This is a genomic window from Peribacillus sp. BM1, from assembly GCF_056679975.1.
The window spans coordinates 1,599,996-1,619,599 of record NZ_CM155259.1 but is presented as its reverse complement, the minus strand read 5'-3'; the positions used below and the strand labels follow the sequence as shown (position 1 = coordinate 1,619,599).

18 protein-coding genes and 1 pseudogene are annotated in these 19,604 nt (G+C 39.4%); 4 read left to right on the top strand and 15 right to left on the bottom strand.

The genetic code is table 11. From position 1 onward, the window contains the following. Positions 1-205 precede the first annotated feature (205 nt). On the top strand, positions 206-1,624 hold the full coding sequence (locus tag AC1MGI_RS07835; protein WP_480349204.1) for an NAD-dependent succinate-semialdehyde dehydrogenase: 1,419 nt from the start codon (positions 206-208) through the stop codon (positions 1,622-1,624). Positions 1,625-1,751: 127 nt separating this feature from the next. On the opposite strand, the gene AC1MGI_RS07830 is transcribed toward AC1MGI_RS07835, so the two are convergent. The 5 genes from AC1MGI_RS07830 to AC1MGI_RS07810 form a co-directional block, all read right to left on the bottom strand. After that, positions 1,752-2,675, bottom strand: coding sequence for an SDR family NAD(P)-dependent oxidoreductase (locus tag AC1MGI_RS07830; RefSeq protein WP_480349203.1), 924 nt, complete (start codon positions 2,673-2,675; stop codon positions 1,752-1,754). Between the two features lie 49 nt (positions 2,676-2,724). Further along, positions 2,725-3,300 carry a TetR/AcrR family transcriptional regulator gene (locus tag AC1MGI_RS07825; RefSeq protein WP_480349202.1) on the bottom strand — a complete coding sequence of 192 codons (576 nt, stop codon included), beginning with the start codon at positions 3,298-3,300 and terminating at the stop codon, positions 2,725-2,727. Between the two features lie 527 nt (positions 3,301-3,827). Further along, a complete protein-coding gene (locus AC1MGI_RS07820) occupies positions 3,828-4,004 on the bottom strand; it encodes a hypothetical protein (protein ID WP_480349201.1) in 177 nt (58 codons plus the stop codon). A 129-nt stretch (positions 4,005-4,133) separates the two neighbouring features. Continuing rightward, complete coding sequence (locus AC1MGI_RS07815; protein WP_480349732.1) at positions 4,134-4,496, bottom strand: P-II family nitrogen regulator; 363 nt, start codon at positions 4,494-4,496, stop codon at positions 4,134-4,136. 15 nt (positions 4,497-4,511) lie between these two features. Continuing rightward, positions 4,512-5,726, bottom strand: coding sequence for an ammonium transporter (locus AC1MGI_RS07810; protein WP_062184426.1), 1,215 nt, complete (start codon positions 5,724-5,726; stop codon positions 4,512-4,514). A gap of 236 nt (positions 5,727-5,962) precedes the next feature. Between AC1MGI_RS07810 and AC1MGI_RS07805 the strand changes: the two genes are divergently transcribed. After that, positions 5,963-7,384: a TerD family protein gene (locus tag AC1MGI_RS07805; protein WP_480349200.1), complete on the top strand. Its 1,422-nt coding sequence runs from the start codon at positions 5,963-5,965 to the stop codon at positions 7,382-7,384. Between the two features lie 97 nt (positions 7,385-7,481). Here the strand turns inward: AC1MGI_RS07805 and AC1MGI_RS07800 are convergent, their stop codons facing one another. The 10 genes from AC1MGI_RS07800 to AC1MGI_RS07755 all read right to left on the bottom strand — a co-directional run bounded on the left by AC1MGI_RS07800 (position 7,482) and on the right by AC1MGI_RS07755 (position 17,810). After that, positions 7,482-7,724 carry a helix-turn-helix domain-containing protein gene (locus AC1MGI_RS07800; protein WP_480349199.1) on the bottom strand — a complete coding sequence of 81 codons (243 nt, stop codon included), beginning with the start codon at positions 7,722-7,724 and terminating at the stop codon, positions 7,482-7,484. A gap of 41 nt (positions 7,725-7,765) precedes the next feature. Continuing rightward, positions 7,766-8,581, bottom strand: coding sequence for an HAD family hydrolase (locus tag AC1MGI_RS07795; protein WP_480349198.1), 816 nt, complete (start codon positions 8,579-8,581; stop codon positions 7,766-7,768). Beyond that, positions 8,578-9,699: a cysteine protease StiP family protein gene (locus AC1MGI_RS07790; RefSeq protein ID WP_480349197.1), complete on the bottom strand. Its 1,122-nt coding sequence runs from the start codon at positions 9,697-9,699 to the stop codon at positions 8,578-8,580. The genes AC1MGI_RS07795 and AC1MGI_RS07790 overlap by 4 nt, the downstream gene beginning before the upstream one ends. After that, complete coding sequence (locus tag AC1MGI_RS07785) at positions 9,689-11,113, bottom strand: phosphoribosyltransferase family protein (protein WP_480349196.1); 1,425 nt, start codon at positions 11,111-11,113, stop codon at positions 9,689-9,691. The genes AC1MGI_RS07790 and AC1MGI_RS07785 overlap by 11 nt, the downstream gene beginning before the upstream one ends. After that, positions 11,058-12,254, bottom strand: coding sequence for an HpcH/HpaI aldolase/citrate lyase family protein (locus tag AC1MGI_RS07780; RefSeq protein ID WP_480349195.1), 1,197 nt, complete (start codon positions 12,252-12,254; stop codon positions 11,058-11,060). Before AC1MGI_RS07780 ends, AC1MGI_RS07785 begins: the two co-directional genes overlap by 56 nt. Before the next feature lie 549 nt (positions 12,255-12,803). Further along, positions 12,804-13,382, bottom strand: coding sequence for a TerD family protein (locus AC1MGI_RS07775; protein ID WP_480349194.1), 579 nt, complete (start codon positions 13,380-13,382; stop codon positions 12,804-12,806). 120 nt (positions 13,383-13,502) lie between these two features. Continuing rightward, entirely contained in the window at positions 13,503-14,081 is a 579-nt protein-coding gene (locus tag AC1MGI_RS07770) for a TerD family protein (protein ID WP_480349193.1), read from the bottom strand. Positions 14,082-14,264: 183 nt separating this feature from the next. Further along, on the bottom strand, positions 14,265-14,876 hold the full coding sequence (locus tag AC1MGI_RS07765) for a TerD family protein (protein ID WP_480349192.1): 612 nt from the start codon (positions 14,874-14,876) through the stop codon (positions 14,265-14,267). A gap of 89 nt (positions 14,877-14,965) precedes the next feature. Further along, on the bottom strand, positions 14,966-16,060 hold the full coding sequence (locus tag AC1MGI_RS07760) for a toxic anion resistance protein (RefSeq protein WP_062184454.1): 1,095 nt from the start codon (positions 16,058-16,060) through the stop codon (positions 14,966-14,968). A gap of 127 nt (positions 16,061-16,187) precedes the next feature. Then, positions 16,188-17,810: a YceG family protein gene (locus AC1MGI_RS07755; protein WP_480349191.1), complete on the bottom strand. Its 1,623-nt coding sequence runs from the start codon at positions 17,808-17,810 to the stop codon at positions 16,188-16,190. A 243-nt stretch (positions 17,811-18,053) separates the two neighbouring features. On the opposite strand from AC1MGI_RS07755, the pseudogene AC1MGI_RS07750 reads away from it, so the two are divergent. After that, positions 18,054-18,539, top strand: a pseudogene (locus tag AC1MGI_RS07750) (TerD family protein); the annotation flags it as partial. Between the two features lie 102 nt (positions 18,540-18,641). Continuing rightward, positions 18,642-19,346, top strand: coding sequence for a vWA domain-containing protein (locus tag AC1MGI_RS07745; protein WP_480349731.1), 705 nt, complete (start codon positions 18,642-18,644; stop codon positions 19,344-19,346). Positions 19,347-19,604: the final 258 nt, after the last annotated feature.

Genomic DNA, 19,604 nt, shown 5'->3' with positions numbered 1-19,604 from the left:
TATCAACTTACGAAAGTCGTTACATATCGCTTTCACCCCAGTAAATCTGAAATCGCCATTGACATTCAATCTTGATTTTCAGCTTTACATTCATTCTCACATTGCTGAAGCGTTTAATCTATTAAGCAAGAAACTTAATCATAGTCTTATTGTTAGATATACTTAAAGAAGAACGAATTTTAATTACGGATTGGAGGCTGTACGTATGAAACATTATGGAATATTTGTGAACGGCGAATGGTCAGATTACGGCTTAGATAAAATTGAAGTAAGGAATCCAGCTACAAATGAAGTGATTGCCACTGTTCCTAACGGAGGCGCGGATGAAGCAAACAAAGCAACAGATGCAGCATACGACGCTTTTAAAGGATGGGCTGGGCTATCTGTTTATGAAAGGTCTGAGTTGATCTGGAATTGGCATCACTTAATAGAAGAAGGTAACGCTGAGCTTGGATACATCATGACAATGGAACAAGGAAAGCCGTTAAAAGAAGCGATTGGGGAAATTTCCTATGCAAATGGATTTTTATCCTGGTACGCAGAAGAAGGCAAACGAGTGTATGGGGAAACCATCCCAGCAACTCAGGTTAATAAGCGATTATTCGTGTCCAAACAGCCCGTTGGTGTCGTTAGTGTCATCACTCCTTGGAACTTCCCGGCGGCTATGATCACAAGAAAAGTTGCGCCAGCACTTGCGGTTGGCTGTACAGTTGTCATCAAACCATCAGAATTAACACCACTCACCGCTTTAAAATTGGTTGAGCTCGCAGAACAGGCAGGAATTCCAAAAGGCGTCATTAATATTGTAACAGGAGATGCAAATGCAATTGGAACTGCCTGGATTGAAGATAATCGAGTCCGTAAGCTTACCTTTACTGGATCAACAAAAGTGGGCAAAATCCTAATGAGAGGCGCAGCAGATACAGTCAAGAAAATCTCTCTTGAACTTGGTGGACATGCGCCAGTTATCGTTTTGGAGGATGCCGACTTAGATAAGGCCGTCACAGGCGTCTTGAACTCTAAATTCCGAAACGCAGGGCAAACTTGTGTCTGCGCAAATAGAATCTATGTACATGAATCCATTCATGACGATTTTATTGAAAAATTAGTCGCCAAAGTGGAAGCTCTTAAAGTAGGTAACGGACTGGAAGAAGGTACTGATATTGGACCGCTTATTAATCAAAATGCCGTCGATAAAGTAGTAGCGCATATTGAAGATGCTATCAAGCAAGGTGCCAAACTAGAAACAGGTGGAACGGCAGCAAACGGACTCTTCCTCGAGCCGACCGTTTTAAGCAATATCGATGACTCTATGCTTTGTATGCAAGAAGAAACATTCGGACCACTTGCACCGATTGCTTCCTTCAAAACAGATGAAGAAGCGATTGCACGCGCGAACCAGTCCATCTATGGACTAGCAGCTTACGTCTTTACCGAAAACATTAGTAGAGGCATTCAAATCACAGAAGCTCTTGAATTCGGTATCGTCGGCTTGAATGACGGGGTGCCGTCAACTCCTCAAGCACCATTTGGCGGTTTTAAACAAAGTGGTTTAGGTCGCGAAGGCGGACATCAAGGGATAGAAGAATATTTGGAAGTGAAGTATATTTCGTTAGGGTTGTAATAGACTAGCTCAAGCTAAATGGGTCACAGCTTGAGCTTTTTGCTTTTATTCAAGGGTTTTAACTGGGACACTTCACATTTTCTATTTTTAAAATATATCACTAGGCGCCAAAGTATCTCCATTTATGTTATTGAGTAATACTTTCTAACGTTTTTTGAAACCCTTCTTTATATGGCGTCCTTGGAATTTGACCTATTTCTCTCTCATATTTTCCGCCGTCTAATACGACTGGATCTTCGTTTAAGTAAAACATTTCAACCATTTCCCTCATACCAGAGTCAAACACTCCAAGTAGTCGAATCATATTTTTAGAAACAGTGGAAACCTTTTTCTCATACCCCGTCAACTCTCTAACAAGTTCAATGATCTCCTTTCCAGTAATGGTGCTCGTGCCCGGAATATTCCAATGCCCTCCTTCAAAGCGGTCTTGCATAGCCAATTCACAGACGGCTTTCGCTCCATCCGGTGTATAAATATATTCTCGCGGAATCGTTTGATCGCCGACAAACTGGGCTGTTTTATCTTTCATTACCGCTTGAAACATATAATCCAGCAATGTGTTTTCAGCATGAGGTCCATAGAAGTCTGGAAAATGGGCGATCAACATCGGCACACCGGAATCCTTTGCCATCGAATTCAACTCCAAACGAATCTTTCCTTTTTTCGTATGGGGATCCTTTCTTGTTGTTTCAGCTACCAAGGTACCAAGATTTCTTCCGTAAGCATAGATATTGTCGACAATTACAAGCTTTGTTCTCGTTTTTTTGACCGCATTAAGAATATTTTTCATAAGAATGGGCTGTTTATCCTCCCATTCCTGATAAGGTATATTAATAGAGTGAAAAACAATGTCTGCATATTCCGCGGCCCGACTTATTTGTTCTTCGTTAAAGACATCACCTTGAACGAGTCTTACCTGATGATCTTTGAACAATTTATTTAGCTTCTCTAGGTTTCTAGCAAAAGCCGTAACCTCGACTCCCCGCTCCAGTAATTCATACACAATTGCGCTCCCCATGCCACCCGTCGCTCCCAATACAAGTGCCTTCATTATTGTCCCCCCTCTTAATGAACCAACGGTCAATAAAATGTTAAAAAAATTAGCGCTGCAAAATTGACCGTAAAATAACTTCTACATGTGTTTCAGCCATGATTTCCACCTCAGAATAAGGCTGTCTATTTCTACAATAGACTGAAACAAATCCATGGAGCGATAGAAAAACAGACCACGTTTCTTTAATCGGTATGCTCCTATTACTCAATTGAAGCAGCGCTTCTGAAAATTGCCGATAGCTTTCACTAGGTTCCTGCTGCAGAAAGCTTTGAACCTCTTCATCTCTCGTTAAAAACATAATTTCATAATGATTAGGATGATCGAGACCAAATTTTATAAATCTTAGAAATAAATCTCTGATTTTTTGATGATTATCAGCTTCACTATTCATCACTTTCGCAATCTCGTGATTCAGCAAGGAAAAGTCCAGCGATACAAGACTGTAGAAGATTTCCGCTTTATTTTTAAAGTGATAATAAAGCGCCCCGTGTGAATATCCAAGATTTTGTGCTATTTTTCTCATCGATACATGCTGATAACCTTGCTCTGCAAATAAGTCTCTCGCCGTGTCCATAATCATTTCTTTTGTTAATTCATTATCCACTGCTTTTCTTGGTGACATAGTTTTCTCCTTTAATTGACCGATGGTTAATTAAAAGTTTATCTAGATTCTCACCGATTGTCAATATATTCTAAAAAAAAGATGATTAAACGCAATTCTGTCGTAGTGACTACATCCGCCAATACTATTCATCATATTTGTCACTGATACACGAGTCGAATTTCAGAATTACCTTCAGTTATGTGACCGATGACCACGCTCTGATAAGTAAACTCGAATTTGGTTAGTAACTTTACTTAGATGGTTAGTAAATATTTGAAAGTGGTTAGTAATTTTGCATAGTTGGTTAGTAAATTGTAAAAGTGGTTAGTAAACTTGCTTAGTTAGTTGGTAAGGCGATAATAAATTCCAGATTTCGAATATAACATTGAAAAAAATTCAGTTGAATTTTAGTTTCTATCCCTTTCCCTTAATTTTCAAACAATTAAAGATTTAACCTGGCGTTCACTTCTAAACTATAAGTGTCACTGAAAATTTTGATAAAAAAACATCCCTATCTGTGGATAAGGATGAAAAACTAGTCGGATTTAATCTTTCTTGGATATTTGGCACCTTTGCTTAAAAAGAAGTAACAAGTCTTCTAAATTTCTCAAAGGTAAATTCATTAAATAAGAATGGTCAGCAGGTTGATAAATATTTTCCGAAATAAGAGTATGAATGATTTTCTCCTTTCTGGCTTTGACGATTTTTTCAAGCCTTCCCATTTAAGAAATTCCTCCTATCCATGCGTTACCTCTTATCCGATCTGTTGAATACGTTTCTTAGTTTGTTTTCATCCTGTTTAAACGAATTATCAGCGGGAAAGAAGTCCCTCTCACTGTTGACAATTCACTTCATTGCTCATTTTTCAGTGCAGCACGGCCTTCTTCACCAGTACGGATTTTAATCACATTGGCCAGTTCATAAATAAAAATTTTTCCATCTCCTGGTTTACCTGTATTGAAGTTTTTCCTTGCAAGGTCGATTACTTGCTGTACCGGTACCTCACAGACAATGATTTCAATTTTGATTCGGTCATGCAGGCTGATTTCACGAGTCACACCACGATAGGTTTCCTTATATCCCTTTTGCAACCCGGTCCCTTTGACTTCTGCAACCGTAATCCCACTGACGCCGATTTTAGCCAACTCCTGTTTGAACACTTCGAACTTCTCTGGTCTAGTGACAATTTCAATCTTTGTTAACACGTCTCCCATCATATAGCCCCCTTTTTAAATGGATTCGTGGTATGCCTTTTCTCCGTGTAAAGAAATATCCAGACCAAGAGTTTCATCTTCTTCATTCACTCGTAGCGGTACTAAGTAACTAATTACTTTAGCAATGATAAATGTAAGCACTGCTACGAAAATGTAGGTTGCGACGATTGCAATCAGCTGTTTCCAAAATAAATCGAACCCCCCATACAGCAATCCGTTTGCTCCTCCAGGATTAACAGAAGTTGTAGCGAATAAGCCAGTTGCAATCCCTCCCCATGTGCCACCTACTCCATGAAGACCAAACGCGTCAAGTGCATCATCGTAACCAAGCTTTCCTTTTAAATAAGAAACACCCCAGAAACAGACAGCTCCACCAATTAAGCCAATAATAATAGCGGCAGGCACTGTAACGAAGCCACAGGCAGGTGTAATCGCAACTAACCCGGAGATTGCTCCCGATAATGCACCAAGCATCGTAGGCTTTTTATTGCACACATACTCAATTGCAAGCCAGCCAAGAATGCCAGCTGAAGCAGCAACTGCCGTGTTTACAAAAACGACCATGGCTACTTCATTAATCGTCAAAGCGCTTCCGACGTTAAAGCCATACCACCCGAACCAGATTAATGTTGCACCTAAGAATGTTAGCGGCAGATTATGCGGTGAGTTTTCACCTGACAATTTACGTTTTCCGAGCATAATCGCTAATACGAGACCCGTAACACCAGAGGAAACATGAACCACATTACCACCTGCGAAATCCAATGTTCCAAGCTGAGCTAACCACCCACCGCCCCATACCCAATGAGCTAGTGGAGCGTATACTAGCAACGACCAAAAAATTGTGAACAGTAAGAATGCTGAAAATTTCATGCGCTCAGCGACCCCTCCAGCAATAATAGAAACGGTTATTACAGCAAATGTCATTTGGAATAACATGAACAAACTGTGCGGAATCGTATCACTGTATGGTCCAGGCTCAAACCCAACCCCTTTCAATCCAATCCAATCTAAACCTCCAAAGAAAGCATTTCCCTCTGAAAAGGAAAGCGAATAGCCGATTGTAACCCATAAGATTGAAATGACAGCTAGCGGCATATAACTATGCATCGCAGTGTTTAATACATTTTTGCTTTTTACCATTCCTCCGTAAAAAAGCGCAATCCCTGGAGTCATAATCCAGACAAGCATGGTTGCCACAAACATAAATACTGAATCTGCTAATTCCATTTTTTCTCCCCCTCGCAGATGTTATATAAACTAACATCATATGTTATATTTAATATCATATTAAACTAAACAATAAAAATCAACTGAATTTTATAAAAATTAAAAATAAATGTTATATAACCTTACATTAAATAACTTTGCCATATCAGGTTATTAATCCATTACACCCTAATCCTTTTGTGGTACGATAATAGTAATATTTTCAAAATGATAAACTTTTAAGGAGCGTGTAATCGATGGGTGTAACGCTAAGCAAAGGTCAAAAGGTAGACTTAACAAAAGCCCATCCAGGCCTGCAACACGTTGTTGTAGGACTAGGATGGGATGTTGGCAATTTTGGGGCTAGCTATGATTTAGATGCATCAGCCTTTTTAACTGGTGCGAATGGTAAAGTAGCGAGCGATGCAGATTTTGTTTTCTATAACAACCCTTCCGGAGGGAATGGATCTATTCTATATAGCGGAGATAACCGGACAGGTTCAGGTCATCAAGATGATGAACAAATTCAAATTGATTTGAACCTTGTACCGCAGGCGATCCATCGTATCGCATTTACAATCACGATCCATGATGCGCATATGAAGCAACAAAACTTCGGACAAGTTGCCAATGCTTATGTAAGAATTTTTAACACGCAAACATTTGAGGAATTAATACGGTTCGAACTCGGCAGAGACTTCACAGTAGAAACCGCCATCGTTGCAGCAGAATTGTATCGTCATAACGGAGAATGGAAATTCAATGCCATTGCAAGCGGTTTCCAAGGCGGATTATCTGCTTTATGTAGAAACTTCGGTGTGAATGTGGATGATGCACCAACTCCCACTCCAATTGTTCAACAACCTTATCAACAGCAGTCTATCCCTTCGCAACAACAGCAACAAGGGTTTGGCAATCAGCAAGGTGGATTTGGCAATAGCAATACCAATACATACGGTCATCAGCCGCAACATCAACAGCAACCTACCTACCAACCTCCTATGCAAAATCAAGCGCAAAGAGGTGGAGCCTCCCAGCAATACGGTGGCGAAGAGCTGCAATGCCCACGTTGCCATTCAACCAATGTCAGAACTGGACAAAAAGGATTCGGACTTGGTAAGGCAGCAGTTGGCGGGTTAATTCTCGGTCCAGTCGGATTGCTAGGCGGATTCATCGGAAAAAACAAATTGAAACTTACTTGTAACAGTTGTGGCAATTCATGGTCACCAAATCAAACTGATTATTCCGAATGGGCCGTGCAACAAAAGCGAAAAGCACAGGATTTATTTGCTCGATACAAAAGTCAGGATGTGTTAGACGCCATCGTTGCAGGATGTGCACTTGTTTCCATGGCAGATGGACATTTAGATCCATCCGAGCGCCAGCAAATGATTGATTTTGTCAACCAAAGCGAAGAATTACGCGTCTTCGATACAAACAAAGTGATCGCACAATTCAACAACTTTACTCAGAAAATTGAACGAGATATGATTGTTGGCCGCGCCGAAGCCTTCAAAGCATTAGGCCGGGTCCGAACAAAGCCGGAAATCGCTCGTCTTATCGCAAGATATAGCATAGCGATCGGGTACGCAGACGGCAACTTCGACGCGAACGAACAGCGCGTTGTCAGCGAAGTTTGCCGGGAACTCGGTCTTGATCCAGCTGAATTTCTTTCTTAACAAAAAAAAGCATGAACATATTAGTCATAAAGAAGCTGGACACCATAAAAAAAAAACAAACGGAAGACTCTATCCAAAGAGTCTTCCGTTTGTTTTTTTACTCATACTTAGATTTCCAACTATCAAAACTTGCTTGAGTTTTCTTTTCACCAAATACCACATACATCCCTTCACGAGTGACCACCCATGATGTTCCGAATTTACGAATGGTTCCGTGGGGGAAATCATGAATTCTCCTTCTTAACGTCGAAGAGTCAATGCCCCATTCCTTGCATGCTTCACTTGAGCTCAATATGTTTCGACTATCTAAGTTTGGTTGTTTTTTAAATAAGTTAATCATCCAGCAAGCACCTTCTCGATTGGCATTTTATACAGAAGCGATCACGAAAGCTCTTTATAAATATGCATAACCTGATTCAATATATCTTCAGCGGCTAGGATTCCTTTTTGCTCTGTTCGGTGAATCGTTCTTTTCACTGCGGAATTCCCCATTTCACTTAGTTCTCCGTGAATGGGCGATATTGCATAGTCCGCAACTTCAAGCATAGGCAGATCAAGTAGCGAATCTCCAGCCGTTGCCACAAATTGTCGATTGCTTTTTTCTTTAATATAAGCGACTGCATCCCATTTATTCACCGCTTTTGGTACAAAATAAAGCTTGCGACCTTGCAGAGACATCTTCCAACCTTGTTGATCGATTACTTCTTTGAATTGCATCAATTCATCCAGCGGAACCAAGTCACGTTCAATCAGACAATAATGAAACAGTTCATCTGCCGTATGTTGGGAATGAACCCACTCATCGTTAGCTATTTCACTAAATTGTTCAAGGATCTTTTCTCCACTTAATGCCTCATTTTCTAGCTTCATTTTAATTTGTCTTTGCCACTCTTCATCTATTTTACCTTTCACAAGAATATTTCCACCATTGCTTGTCACAGCAAAAGGCGGTACAATTTCCTCTTGGAATAGAGTAATATATTGAAACTGTTCTACCGTTCTTGTTGTAACCGGAAGAAACATCATCTTGTGAGCAACTGCTTTTAATAATTCAATTGCAACTAAGGTCATATAAGAGATTTCCCGTTCACCGCGTTTTTCAACAACACGCATCGCGGGCGCAGGACGACCTTCACTAAGCCTCATCGAACGGATTGAGTAAATTAATGTTTGATCTAAATCACTTGCAAAAATCATAGTTTCTCCTTCAACGACTTAATTAGTCCGCAACAAGTATATGTCATTTCTGGATACTCTTCAATCGGAACACCACGATCTTTGGCAAGCAGAATAATATGCTTTAATCGCTCGTCATTTCGATTTTTCACAAGTATCTTCCAAGGAACCCTTCGTAATAAAACACGAGTTGTTTCCCCAACACCAGGCTTTATATGATTTATATCATCAATTGAAAAATCAACTTGTATCTTTTTCACACAAGCCTCTCCTGACCAATTCGGAGCTGTGTGCATCAGACGAATTTTATCAAGATGAGTTTGAATATCTTGCTCAACTCTAGGAAACTCTTTAACGATGGTAGCAATAAATTCATTGGATACATCTTCTTCTTCAAGATGACGATAATATTTTGCACCATGAAAATCCTGATCAGAAATATACGCTTTATTATGAACTGTACGGCTTACAAGACCTGACACAGTTGAATTCAGGCAAGCACTCGGGATCAAGAAATCCTCTCTTGTCCCATAAATTTCAGAGCAATAACCTGGGTCAGCTAACACGGCAAGACTGTCATCCAGATCATAGCCAAACTTGTCATTCATTTCGCGGCAAGCTTTTGCTAATTCAAGGCTGATCGCACCTTTACCCGTCCACCCATCAATAAATTGAATCTGACGATCTGGATGATTCTCTTTAATATAACGAATTGCCTGCTCATCAATTCCTTTACCACGGATGATAGAAACACTATAATGTGGCACATCCAAGTTATAAGCAAATGATAAATAACGCTTAATGAGGATGCCAACCGGCGTACCTGCTCTTGCTAAGGATACAAGTATTAGATTCCTCCCTTTTTTCGCAAGAATCTCTTCTGTCACTACACCTATTGCCACCGCCATTTTCTGTGCATATTCTACCAATGCTTTTTGATACACTTCCATGTATTCAGATGTCGGCTTGTATTCAATCGGCAACATTTCAGAGTAATGAACACCAGATTGAATCGCTTCTTCCCTGTCCTCCGTCCCCTGTTCCTCCATGACTTCACTTAGATCTTTTAATAGAAACGTCACATCTTCAGGTGGATAACTGCCCATTGGCGTAATCGTAAAGTTCTGTTTAATCGGCATGACCTTCTCCTTCTGCTTTAGAATTCATGGTCACCACAAAGAGCCTCTTTGCACCGACTTGTTTGATCTTTTCTAATAAAGATTCCAGGCGAACCTCTTCTACTTCGCGCTCGAGGAATAGATAGATGTCTCGGTAGCTCTTGTATGGGATATTGTAAAAATAATTTATGACGCCTGAATCATCTGGGTTCACAAAATCAAACCCACTTGTCACAGCATACCCTTCTTTATCAATTCGATGAATCGGACTTCTCGTCGTTGATTGACAGAAGACATCATCGCCCATATATGAAGCGATTTTCATTGGAAGATACATAAATTCACCCGTCCCTAGACAGAGCGTTTTTCCGCCAGAACGGGTTTGCTTAAGACCCACTCCCACATGAAATGCATAATCATCAATACTCGGGCGATCCCTTGATGATATTCCATTAAAACGTCCTGTCATTCCGGAATAAGGAACTTGATTCACAGATCCTTCACTACTAATAGATACATACGCAACATCATCAATCTGTTTAAAGCTCTCATATTCTGATAGATTGATAGTATGGACCTCCGTTTCAACCGCAGCACCAGAATGGGCATAGTCATAGCAACCTTCCGTATCAACAGGATTTCCATCTACTTCGATCCTACCTGCCAATAATGTTGCGGTTCGAATGCGAATCCCCAGCTTTTCTTCTAATTCCGCGTACGCTGCTTTGTTTGCTTCTGAACGCCAATCCAAAAGAGATAAGACGACATACTCTTTTCGAGGATATGCGGCATGAATGGATTCTATAATATTTAATGCTGTTTTCCCTGTTGTAATTTCATCATCAACAAGAACGATTGGACCATCTTTTTGCAACAACTCTTTATTTCCATAGCACGCTTGCTCAGTCGCATGAGAGTGTTCTTCTTCAAACTCTATGCTCGACTCTAACCCGACAATTTGTTCTCTTGTAGTATGAAGATAATGGGCATTATTAAATAAATCAAACACACTATGTCCAAGTGCTGTCGCGGTCTCTGCAAAGCCGATGAAAAGTGTTTCATCAGGTAAATGAAATGGGTTGTCCATGAGAGATTGGTAGATTTCTTCTTGCCTATTTCCTGATAACAACGCTTCTATCACAGCTTTTCTGCCTTCTATTGGATGGGTATGCACCGTCTCTAAATAACGTATCGCTAATAACGCACCACTTAACAAAGAAGTAACCGGCGCTACTGGGATATGCTTGCCAAGGATTTTACTAACAAACAGAAAGCCACGTTTCTTATTTTTCCGGGCGGCCATTTCGAATAAAAAGTCTAAAGGAAGATTATAAGGATTTTCCGTTACTTCAACTGTTACAGCTAAAGAATCTAATATATTAAATATGGATCTGTTCTTGCTCTGTGAGTAAATCAATGTATGAGCATTGTTCATGATACACCCCGTATATTTTCGCTTTGCTAACGATTTTTATTGCCCAATTATAATGGGGCTTCATTTCATTCATTTTATTGGAAAATTGACTTTTCAGTACACCTGATTCTCCACCAATTCCCTCTAATATACTAATAGCATCCATATATTCTTCGTAGGAAACAACGGAAAACGCGTGAACAGGCTTTATATGGCTCGGATGAATAACAGTTTTCCCAGTAAGTCCATTGTTTTTGTCCAGCAATATTTCCTGAATCAATCCATCCAAATATTCATTTAAGAACTCTTTACGAATCGACAAGCCTTCTTTACCAAGACTGTTCGTAAAAGGAGTTTGGCGAAGCTGTGGCTTAAGCACTCGTTCCTCTTTATAAAAGTACTCCCATACAGGCCCTGACACAACATATTCTTTTTCACTTCGACCAAATACATTCACGATATCAGCAATACAATCTCTGACGACCGAAATATCATAAATCGTAGAATCACTACTTCTTCTTATCCCATATAATCCACAAAAGTCAGTGGCTCCCATCCGGACATTTAAGATGCAATCATAATTTTCATCAAGTAGCTTCTTGATGCTTAATAATGAAGCTATTCTCGATTCTTTATAAATAACTTCAGCCGATTCAAGAATCGGCATCCCATATAATCGAATGCCATATTGCTCATTTAAATCACGAAGAGCCGTAATGTAGCCCGTCCCATTTTCAGCTGTGAATTTGGGAAACACAAATCCAGTCAGCACATGTATCGAGCTACCAAGATGCTCTGCTACATATCTCATTTGCTTTTCACTTCTTACGCGAATAAAAATGATGGGAAGTTCATCTGTCGTAATGGATCCCGATCCGATCCGCATATGAAGCTGTTGAAACTGAGCAATGACATTCATCTCCGCCTGATATACTTCATGATCACTGACAGCATCTTCAAGACAAAGGACCATAGATACTAAACCATCATGCTTCTGATTCACTATATCAGCGCAAATATTCGGTCGAGTGCCTGGCATATACAAGCAAGCTCCAAGTGATAGTGCCAACAATTCTTTCTCACTGTCTTTAGAAAATTCTACCGGCATCCGATAAAAGATGTTCTCCTCACGGTCCTTTGTTAAATAATTAAAATGCTTCAAACTGCTACCTCCCATTACGAAAAACCATCACCGGTCCTTGGCTACTGGCCAAGGAGGCGCACGTTAGTCTCATTAACTCTTTACGGAAAATTGATTTCTGTAAAAGATAACGTAAGATTCGAACGTGGCAAGTGTAAGGTTAAACACTAAATCACCGAAGAAATTTATACTTATTATTCTAAACACAAACACCTAGCAAAACCTAAAAAGATAGCATAAGACAAACAAGAAATATGGAGAGCGTTTTATATTCTCTCCATATTTCTTGTTTATCTTAAAACGGAAGTTCTAGAGCCTTTGATGACCACCTAAGATCCCAACAGCCTTTTGTCCTCATCAACATGACTCATCCCATTCGAAAACCATAAGGAGGCCTTTTCCAATATTTATAAAATACCTAGTAAGAACGATAAAAATAACGAAAAGGGAAACACAAATGTGTTCACCCTTTTGACATTTGGAACAATTATAAATGTAATATTTCTGTTTCATTGCAATTTTTCATACAGCAAATCGTAGACAAAATCATGTAGATTATCTGTGTATCTGTTAAACAGACAAACCGTAGTTTTGACACAATGCAGCCAAGCCGCCTGAAAATCCACTGCCAATCGCATTAAATTTCCAATCAGAACCATGACGATATAATTCACAAATCACGACTGCTGTTTCAATCGAGAAGTCTTCTCCAAGATCATAACGTAAAACTTCTACATTCGTATCTTCGTTTACAACACGCACAAATGCATTAGACACTTGACCAAAATTTTGGCTTCGTTGATTCGCATCATGGATTGTAACAGTAATTGCGATTTTATGGATATTTGCAGGAACTTTATTAAAATCTATTTTGACCTGCTCATCATCCCCATCACCTTCACCAGTACGGTTATCACCCGTATGCACGACAGATCCACTTGGGTCTTGCAAATTATTATAAAAAATAAAATCAAGTTCGTTGGTGCATTTATCATTCTGATCAACTAGAAATGCTGAAGCATCAAGATCAAAATCGTAGCCTCCAGTATATTTATTCGTATCCCAGCCTAAACCAATCACAGCACGTGTCAAACCTGGATTCGTTTTAGTTAAATCAATTCGTTGCCCTTTTGATAATGAAATGGACATCTACATCATCCCTTCTATTTCACATAAAGATAATTCCCCTTCAACAAAGTTCATTACAGTTGAAGGGGTAATCAGAAGTAGCTCTATCTTATTCGATCATATTTTGGAAGATATTAAAGGTTATACAGATAAACCATAGTCACTTACAAGTGCAGCCAATCCACCTTGGTAGCCACTGCCAATTGCATTGAACTTCCACTCGCCAGCGTGACGATATAATTCCGCAACAACAACCGCTGTTTCAATCGAGAAATCTTCTCCAAGGTCATAACGAATGAGTTCAGCATTACCTTGTTCGTTTACAACACGTACAAACGCATTCGATACTTGACCGAAGTTCTGACTACGAGCTTCTGCATCATGGATTGTAATCGTAAAAGCAATCTTTTCAACCTCAGCTGGTACAAGGCTTAAGTCGATTTTAATTTGTTCATCATCTCCATCACCTTCACCCGTAAGGTTATCTCCTGTATGTACGACAGAACCATTACCACCTTGAAGATTGTTAAAGAATACAAAATCTTTTTCAGAACCTACTTTTCCTGAAGCGTTTAGCAAGAATACAGAAGAGTCTAAATCGAAGTCGTTCCCACCATCATATTTGTTTGTATCCCAACCTAAACCGATAATTAAGTTTTTTAATCCTGGATTTCCTTTTGTTAAATCTACTTTTTGTCCTTTGCTTAATGAAATAGCCATAATTATTTTCCCTCACTTTATTAGATTTATTTTGTATGAAGACACGGGGACGGGACTTTGCAGCTTACTAATATAACCAATCTACTTTGGAGATATACTTCCTTTATTAAGAAAGTACTCCAAAATCCAGCTCCGCAATGGTAAATGATGTCTTTTTAACGCCATATTCGTTTTGTAAAAAAATTACGCATACTTATTCGCAATTTCAGAAATAGACGTGTCTTTAGTTCCGTCTCCAATTGCGCTAAATTTCCACTCACCATTATGACGGTAGATTTCTCCAACAAATAATGACGTCAATCCCGCGTAGTTATCTGTCAAGTTAAAATGGATTAATTCTTGACCGTTTGAATTATCCACCAAACGGATAAAGGCATTTTGAATCATTCCGAAATCTTGTTTTCGTTGTACACAAGCGTAAATATTCACGACGAATACAATCTTCTCTACACTAGGAGAAACACGATTTAAGTCGACGATGACTTGCTCATCATCCCCATCACCATCTCCTGTTAAGTTATCACCTGTATGTTTTATACTTCCATCCCCACTCGTTTTATTACCAAAGTAGATCAAGTTGTTTTTATTCGTTAATTTCCCGTTCTTGTCCAAAAGAATGACAGAAGCATCACAGTCAACGTTTGAAGTACTTCCACCACCAAACAATCCTCCTAAAAGGCCTTTTGACTTTCCTGAACTTACTGGGTCCCACCCTAAACCTACTGTAATGGATGATAAACCGGCTCTGCCTTTTGTAAGGTCTACTTTTTGTCCTTTTTGTAACGAAATTGCCAACAGAAACACTCCCTTGCCAACTCACGCCAGCGTGTTTTATTTAATTGTATTGTACCATCATTCTTCCAATCGAACAAATAATAATACTCTTAACTTTTCAATTGTCTTGTTTGAAACTTTTCCTTCAGTTCGATTAAACGTTTTGTACCTTCTTCACGCGTCCGTTTATTTTCATCCTCAATTTTCTTTGTTTCTTCTAATCCATTAATAATAATGTTCCATGACTCTTCAATCGTTTCAATTTTGATGCTTGGTGCTCCCGCAAGTCGTGCAATCTCTGTGCTTTGTGAAGAAATATTTTGTGCATTTCGCACGAGCATTTCATTCGTTCTGCGATCAAGCTCGCTCATTGAATCAGCAACAAGCTTTTGACGTTTTGCAGATACCGCCTGAATTAATCCGTTTTTGAAAATTGGAATCGTTGTAACGAAAGCAGAATTAATTTTTCCAATTAGCTTTGTGTTACCTCTCTGAAGCAATCGGATTTGTGGTGCTGTTTGCAAAGCAACCATCTTCGCCATTTCCAAGTCATATACCCGTTGTTCAAGCGTTTCAATACCATTTCGCAGTGTTTCTAATTCCATTGCTGCAATCTGGTCTCCCGATGTAGCTCTTGCTTCAAACTGCGGCAATAATGTTGCTTTCAATTCCTCTGCCTTCATCGCACCTGCAACACCATATTTTTCAAGGGCTAGATAGAAATTAAAGTTTTGTTCATACATTTGTTCTAGCGTGTTTGTTGACGTCACCATCTCATTTTGGTACTTAGAAATTTCAACGTAAATCTTATCAATTTCGCCGCCCATTGTTTGGTATTTTCCAAAAATCTTATCGATCACTTTTCCGCCTTTTTTGAATAGTTTCCCAAACAAACCTTTCTTCTCTTCGGCAAAATCCTTCCGATCAAACTGATCCATAACCTTACCAAGCTGCTTTAATAATTCACTGGAATCTTCCATTGAACTGGCCTTCATGGTCCCTAAAATACGGTCAGAGAACTTCGAAATCTCAACAGCTGGCTCTTTCCCGAACTCCAACAATGAAATCTGATTTTTTACATCAATCTGTTGAGCCAGCTTCTGCACTTCGGGTTCCTGACGAAGCTTAAGTTTAATTTCCTCCGTTTTATTAAGCGACAGCTGGTTCGTGTTCTCATCAAGTATTTCTGTACTATTAACCTGCATTCTTTATCCCTCTTTCTTACATATCTTTTGTGGAAAAGGGGCGGGGCCTCCGCACCGCCACCTTCATAAGGTGACACAGTTTATAGAACCTGAACCTTTTTTAACGTTTTAGTTCTGGAGCAGGTGCTCATTGATCTTTCTTGAAAAAACGACGCCATATTGGTATTTTCGGTTCTTTATATTCGTAATTGAACTCAAACTGATCCATTAAATGGACATCATAGTACTGTTCATCCATGTATTGCTCTATATCTCTAAGTCCTGATGGATTAAGGAGAATGATATCAAACCCCAGCTCATTTAACAAAAGCAATAGCGCCGCATCGGAACGTGCTAATCCATTTCCGGAGCCGCTATTGTATAAAATAATTCTTGGTACGAACTGCGGATAATCAAATTTAAGTAATAAACTAACAATAGACTCAGGCAAGACCGTAAGCTGGGTAAATAAATACAATTTGAGATCCGCTATCGTCTCATTGTGCTCACGAATTAGCTTAGGATTCGCACAAACTCTTGAAATTCCCGCAGCAAGCGCTTCTTGAACCCCAAGTGGTAATTGCTTTAATTTCCACCATACACTATTGATCATTTTTTTGGGGTCTAGTACTCCATTATCTAAAAGTGCATGCTGATAATGATAGAGGTAATTACCATTGATGCTGTTCGTAAAAGGAAAGTAACGGATAAACAGCGATAACTCGCCGCCCTTTAGCTCCTCAATTTTCCCCCAATACTCACTCCTATTCGTTGTCACTCCTGATACTTTCGCAAAAAGGGATGGCACATGCACTTCATTTCCTTCAATATAAAAGTTCGGTCTAATGAATGCTCTTTCCCTGCTCATTAAAAATAATTCATCATACGTTGTTTTTAGTGTGATGGAGACAGGGAAATGAGAACGATACTGCCATGGCTTAAATATTGGCGTCTCCTCAGTATGTAGAATCCGCTCAATTTCCTTAGATGCCTGATAGGCAACTGTTGCCTTACGAACCGGACGCTGTGTTGGAAAAGATCTTGGTTCTTTTTTCACTTGGAAATCCTGAACAATCATTTGCTTCCGTTCTGGATCTAGTTCTTTGAAGATATCAGACCCGAGTGGATGGAATATTAATAAATCAAGGCCTAAATGTAGAATGAATGATAAGAAATAAAGTTCGCTTTTCGTTGCGTCACCATACCATAAAACAACCGGAACCTCTTCCCCATCCAGTTTACTAAGGATTTCATCAACATGGTTCCAAAGCCATTTAATTAAATCGCTAATCACTCTACGAAAATCAGGATGCTTAAATCCTGAATCATGTTGTTCGACAAATCGGGATAAAGTTTTATTGAAGCTTTCACGTATATGTCGATGTATCGAAGGATCTTCATGAGACGGAATAAGCTGTCTCCCTTCAAGAAAAGCGATAAAGCGATTAACGGAAAGCTGTTCACTTTGGTTTATTTGTAGCACTTCTTGAAGTGCCTGAAATTTCTCGGGATCATTTTCTTTGTTTAAACGGTCATTCCAGACGTATACATGAGGGTTTTGGGATAATGTAAATAATGTCAGATAATAGTCATCCTCATCTCGGGGAATACCTAAGAAACGAGCCGCCACTTGTCCAAGGCTAATGAAGGGTTCACCGCTTTGATGATTATCTCTTTCCGTGCGTTTCTTTTCGATTAATTGTTTCCATTCATCTTCTGTAAAATCGATCAATACCGGATTGATCTTTGCGTATTGACCAAATGCACCCACTGACAAATCTCCTTTCAAAGAAAAGCGCTAAGCTCTTTGTTCAACCTACGCATGCCTGCCAATTCGGATGACAAGGCTTTAAGGGTCTAGGCTGTCAAATATTACTGAAAAACTCCTATATCTATTATAACGTATTTGCCAGCAAAAGGTTTCATTGAAGTTGTTGATTTTTGGATATATTTGTATCAAACAAATAACTATTTCAGGTACAATGAAAAAAGAAATATTGAAGGATGTGTTCTTATGCTTACTTTAGTTAAAGGTCAGAGATTGAATTTGAGTAAACAATACCCTCTCACGAAAAAATGGCGTATCACCGTAGCTTGGGATCTTTCCACGCCTTTGAATCGTAACCTATATGATGTAGACGTATCCGTATTTATGTTGAATGATCAGCGGAAAATTCCGCTTGAAGAGTATTTTATCTTTTATAACCAGCAAGAATCTCCGGACAAGTCTCTGATCATGGCCAATCAAATGCCAAACAATGCCGAACAACAAATTACCATTCATCTTCCCTACATAAAAGACGACATTCATGAAATCCTATTCGTCGTAACCATACATGATGCTGTTGAAAAAGATCAAAGTTTCCAGCATTTTCGTTCCATCAACATGACCATTGGGGACTTTGACACAAACGACACCTTATTTTCCTTTACTGAAAATCAGTTTTATGACGAAACAGCCTTTGAACTTGGTCAATTATACAAAAAAGAGGGTGACTGGCGTTTTAATCCAGTTGGCAGAGGATATAATGCCGGGCTTCAGGAATTCTTGGATCTTTACCATGTAGAAACCGATGAGACTCCTGATCCTGAGCCCGTTCAAATAGCCGAGCCGTTAAAACTCACTAGTTTTGACCTGCTCAAGAAAAAAGTCGATATCGTGTTGGAGAAAAAGGCATTACAAAAAGGCATTGCCCGAGTAGGCGTGGTCCTTGATATATCAGGTTCGATGCGCAGGCTTTATCAAAACGGCACCGTTCAAAACGTCATTGAAAGGCTCCTTGCATTAGCAACCCGCTTCGATGATGACGGCGTTTTAGATGTGTGGATTTATGACAATGAATTTACAAGGATGCCTTCGATTACCGAGAATGATTTCTCCAATTATATCGACCGCAAAATCCTTTCTAATCCACACGTAAAAAAATTTGGTGCCAACAATGAGCCACCGGTTATGAGAGACGTATTACAAAGATATTTAGTTGAAGAAAAAAGTAAACTACCAACCTATTTAATTTTCATCAATGACGGTGGCGTTAAAAAAGCAAGTCGCAAACAAGATAATGTTCCAAAAGTATTGATTGAATCATCCAATCAGCCCTTATTCTGGCAATTTGTCGGAATTGGCAACGGAAACTTTGAAGTCCTCAGAAAACTCGACGATTTAGAAGGCCGCTTCATCGACAACGCAAACTTTTTTCAAATTGTTGATATCGAAAATGAAAGTGATGATGATTTGTATCATAAATTACTCAATGAATTTCCGTCGTGGTTGAAAGAAGCGAAAAGGACGCATGTAATTAATTAAGTGTAATAAGAAGATGGGGCAAGCAAGTTTAAGCAGAAACACCAGACTTGATGCGTGCTTCCCCCACCTTTTCAACCATTGCGCGCTGGAATTCAAGTTTGCGTGCCGATTTTCAAATTTGCGTGCCAGATCGGTGGGTTCGCGCGCCGGGACCAACACTTTTCGAGCGAGAATTGAGATTTGCGGGCCGGAGCCACTTTTGTCGCCTTAGATCGAAATTACTAATAAAACAAATCTCTCCTTATTACGCTTTCTTAT

What these genes read in the sequence shown, in the direction of transcription:
- AC1MGI_RS07835 (WP_480349204.1), top strand. Translation starts at nt 206, where the DNA reads ATGAAACATTATGGAATATTTGTGAACGGCGAATGGTCAGATTACGGC.
- AC1MGI_RS07830 (WP_480349203.1), bottom strand. Translation starts at nt 2,675, where the DNA reads ATGAAGGCACTTGTATTGGGAGCGACGGGTGGCATGGGGAGCGCAATT.
- AC1MGI_RS07825 (WP_480349202.1), bottom strand. Translation starts at nt 3,300, where the DNA reads ATGTCACCAAGAAAAGCAGTGGATAATGAATTAACAAAAGAAATGATT.
- AC1MGI_RS07820 (WP_480349201.1), bottom strand. Translation starts at nt 4,004, where the DNA reads ATGGGAAGGCTTGAAAAAATCGTCAAAGCCAGAAAGGAGAAAATCATT.
- AC1MGI_RS07815 (WP_480349732.1), bottom strand. Translation starts at nt 4,496, where the DNA reads ATGGGAGACGTGTTAACAAAGATTGAAATTGTCACTAGACCAGAGAAG.
- AC1MGI_RS07810 (WP_062184426.1), bottom strand. Translation starts at nt 5,726, where the DNA reads ATGGAATTAGCAGATTCAGTATTTATGTTTGTGGCAACCATGCTTGTC.
- AC1MGI_RS07805 (WP_480349200.1), top strand. Translation starts at nt 5,963, where the DNA reads ATGGGTGTAACGCTAAGCAAAGGTCAAAAGGTAGACTTAACAAAAGCC.
- AC1MGI_RS07800 (WP_480349199.1), bottom strand. Translation starts at nt 7,724, where the DNA reads ATGATTAACTTATTTAAAAAACAACCAAACTTAGATAGTCGAAACATA.
- AC1MGI_RS07795 (WP_480349198.1), bottom strand. Translation starts at nt 8,581, where the DNA reads ATGATTTTTGCAAGTGATTTAGATCAAACATTAATTTACTCAATCCGT.
- AC1MGI_RS07790 (WP_480349197.1), bottom strand. Translation starts at nt 9,699, where the DNA reads ATGCCGATTAAACAGAACTTTACGATTACGCCAATGGGCAGTTATCCA.
- AC1MGI_RS07785 (WP_480349196.1), bottom strand. Translation starts at nt 11,113, where the DNA reads ATGAACAATGCTCATACATTGATTTACTCACAGAGCAAGAACAGATCC.
- AC1MGI_RS07775 (WP_480349194.1), bottom strand. Translation starts at nt 13,382, where the DNA reads ATGTCCATTTCATTATCAAAAGGGCAACGAATTGATTTAACTAAAACG.
- AC1MGI_RS07770 (WP_480349193.1), bottom strand. Translation starts at nt 14,081, where the DNA reads ATGGCTATTTCATTAAGCAAAGGACAAAAAGTAGATTTAACAAAAGGA.
- AC1MGI_RS07760 (WP_062184454.1), bottom strand. Translation starts at nt 16,060, where the DNA reads ATGCAGGTTAATAGTACAGAAATACTTGATGAGAACACGAACCAGCTG.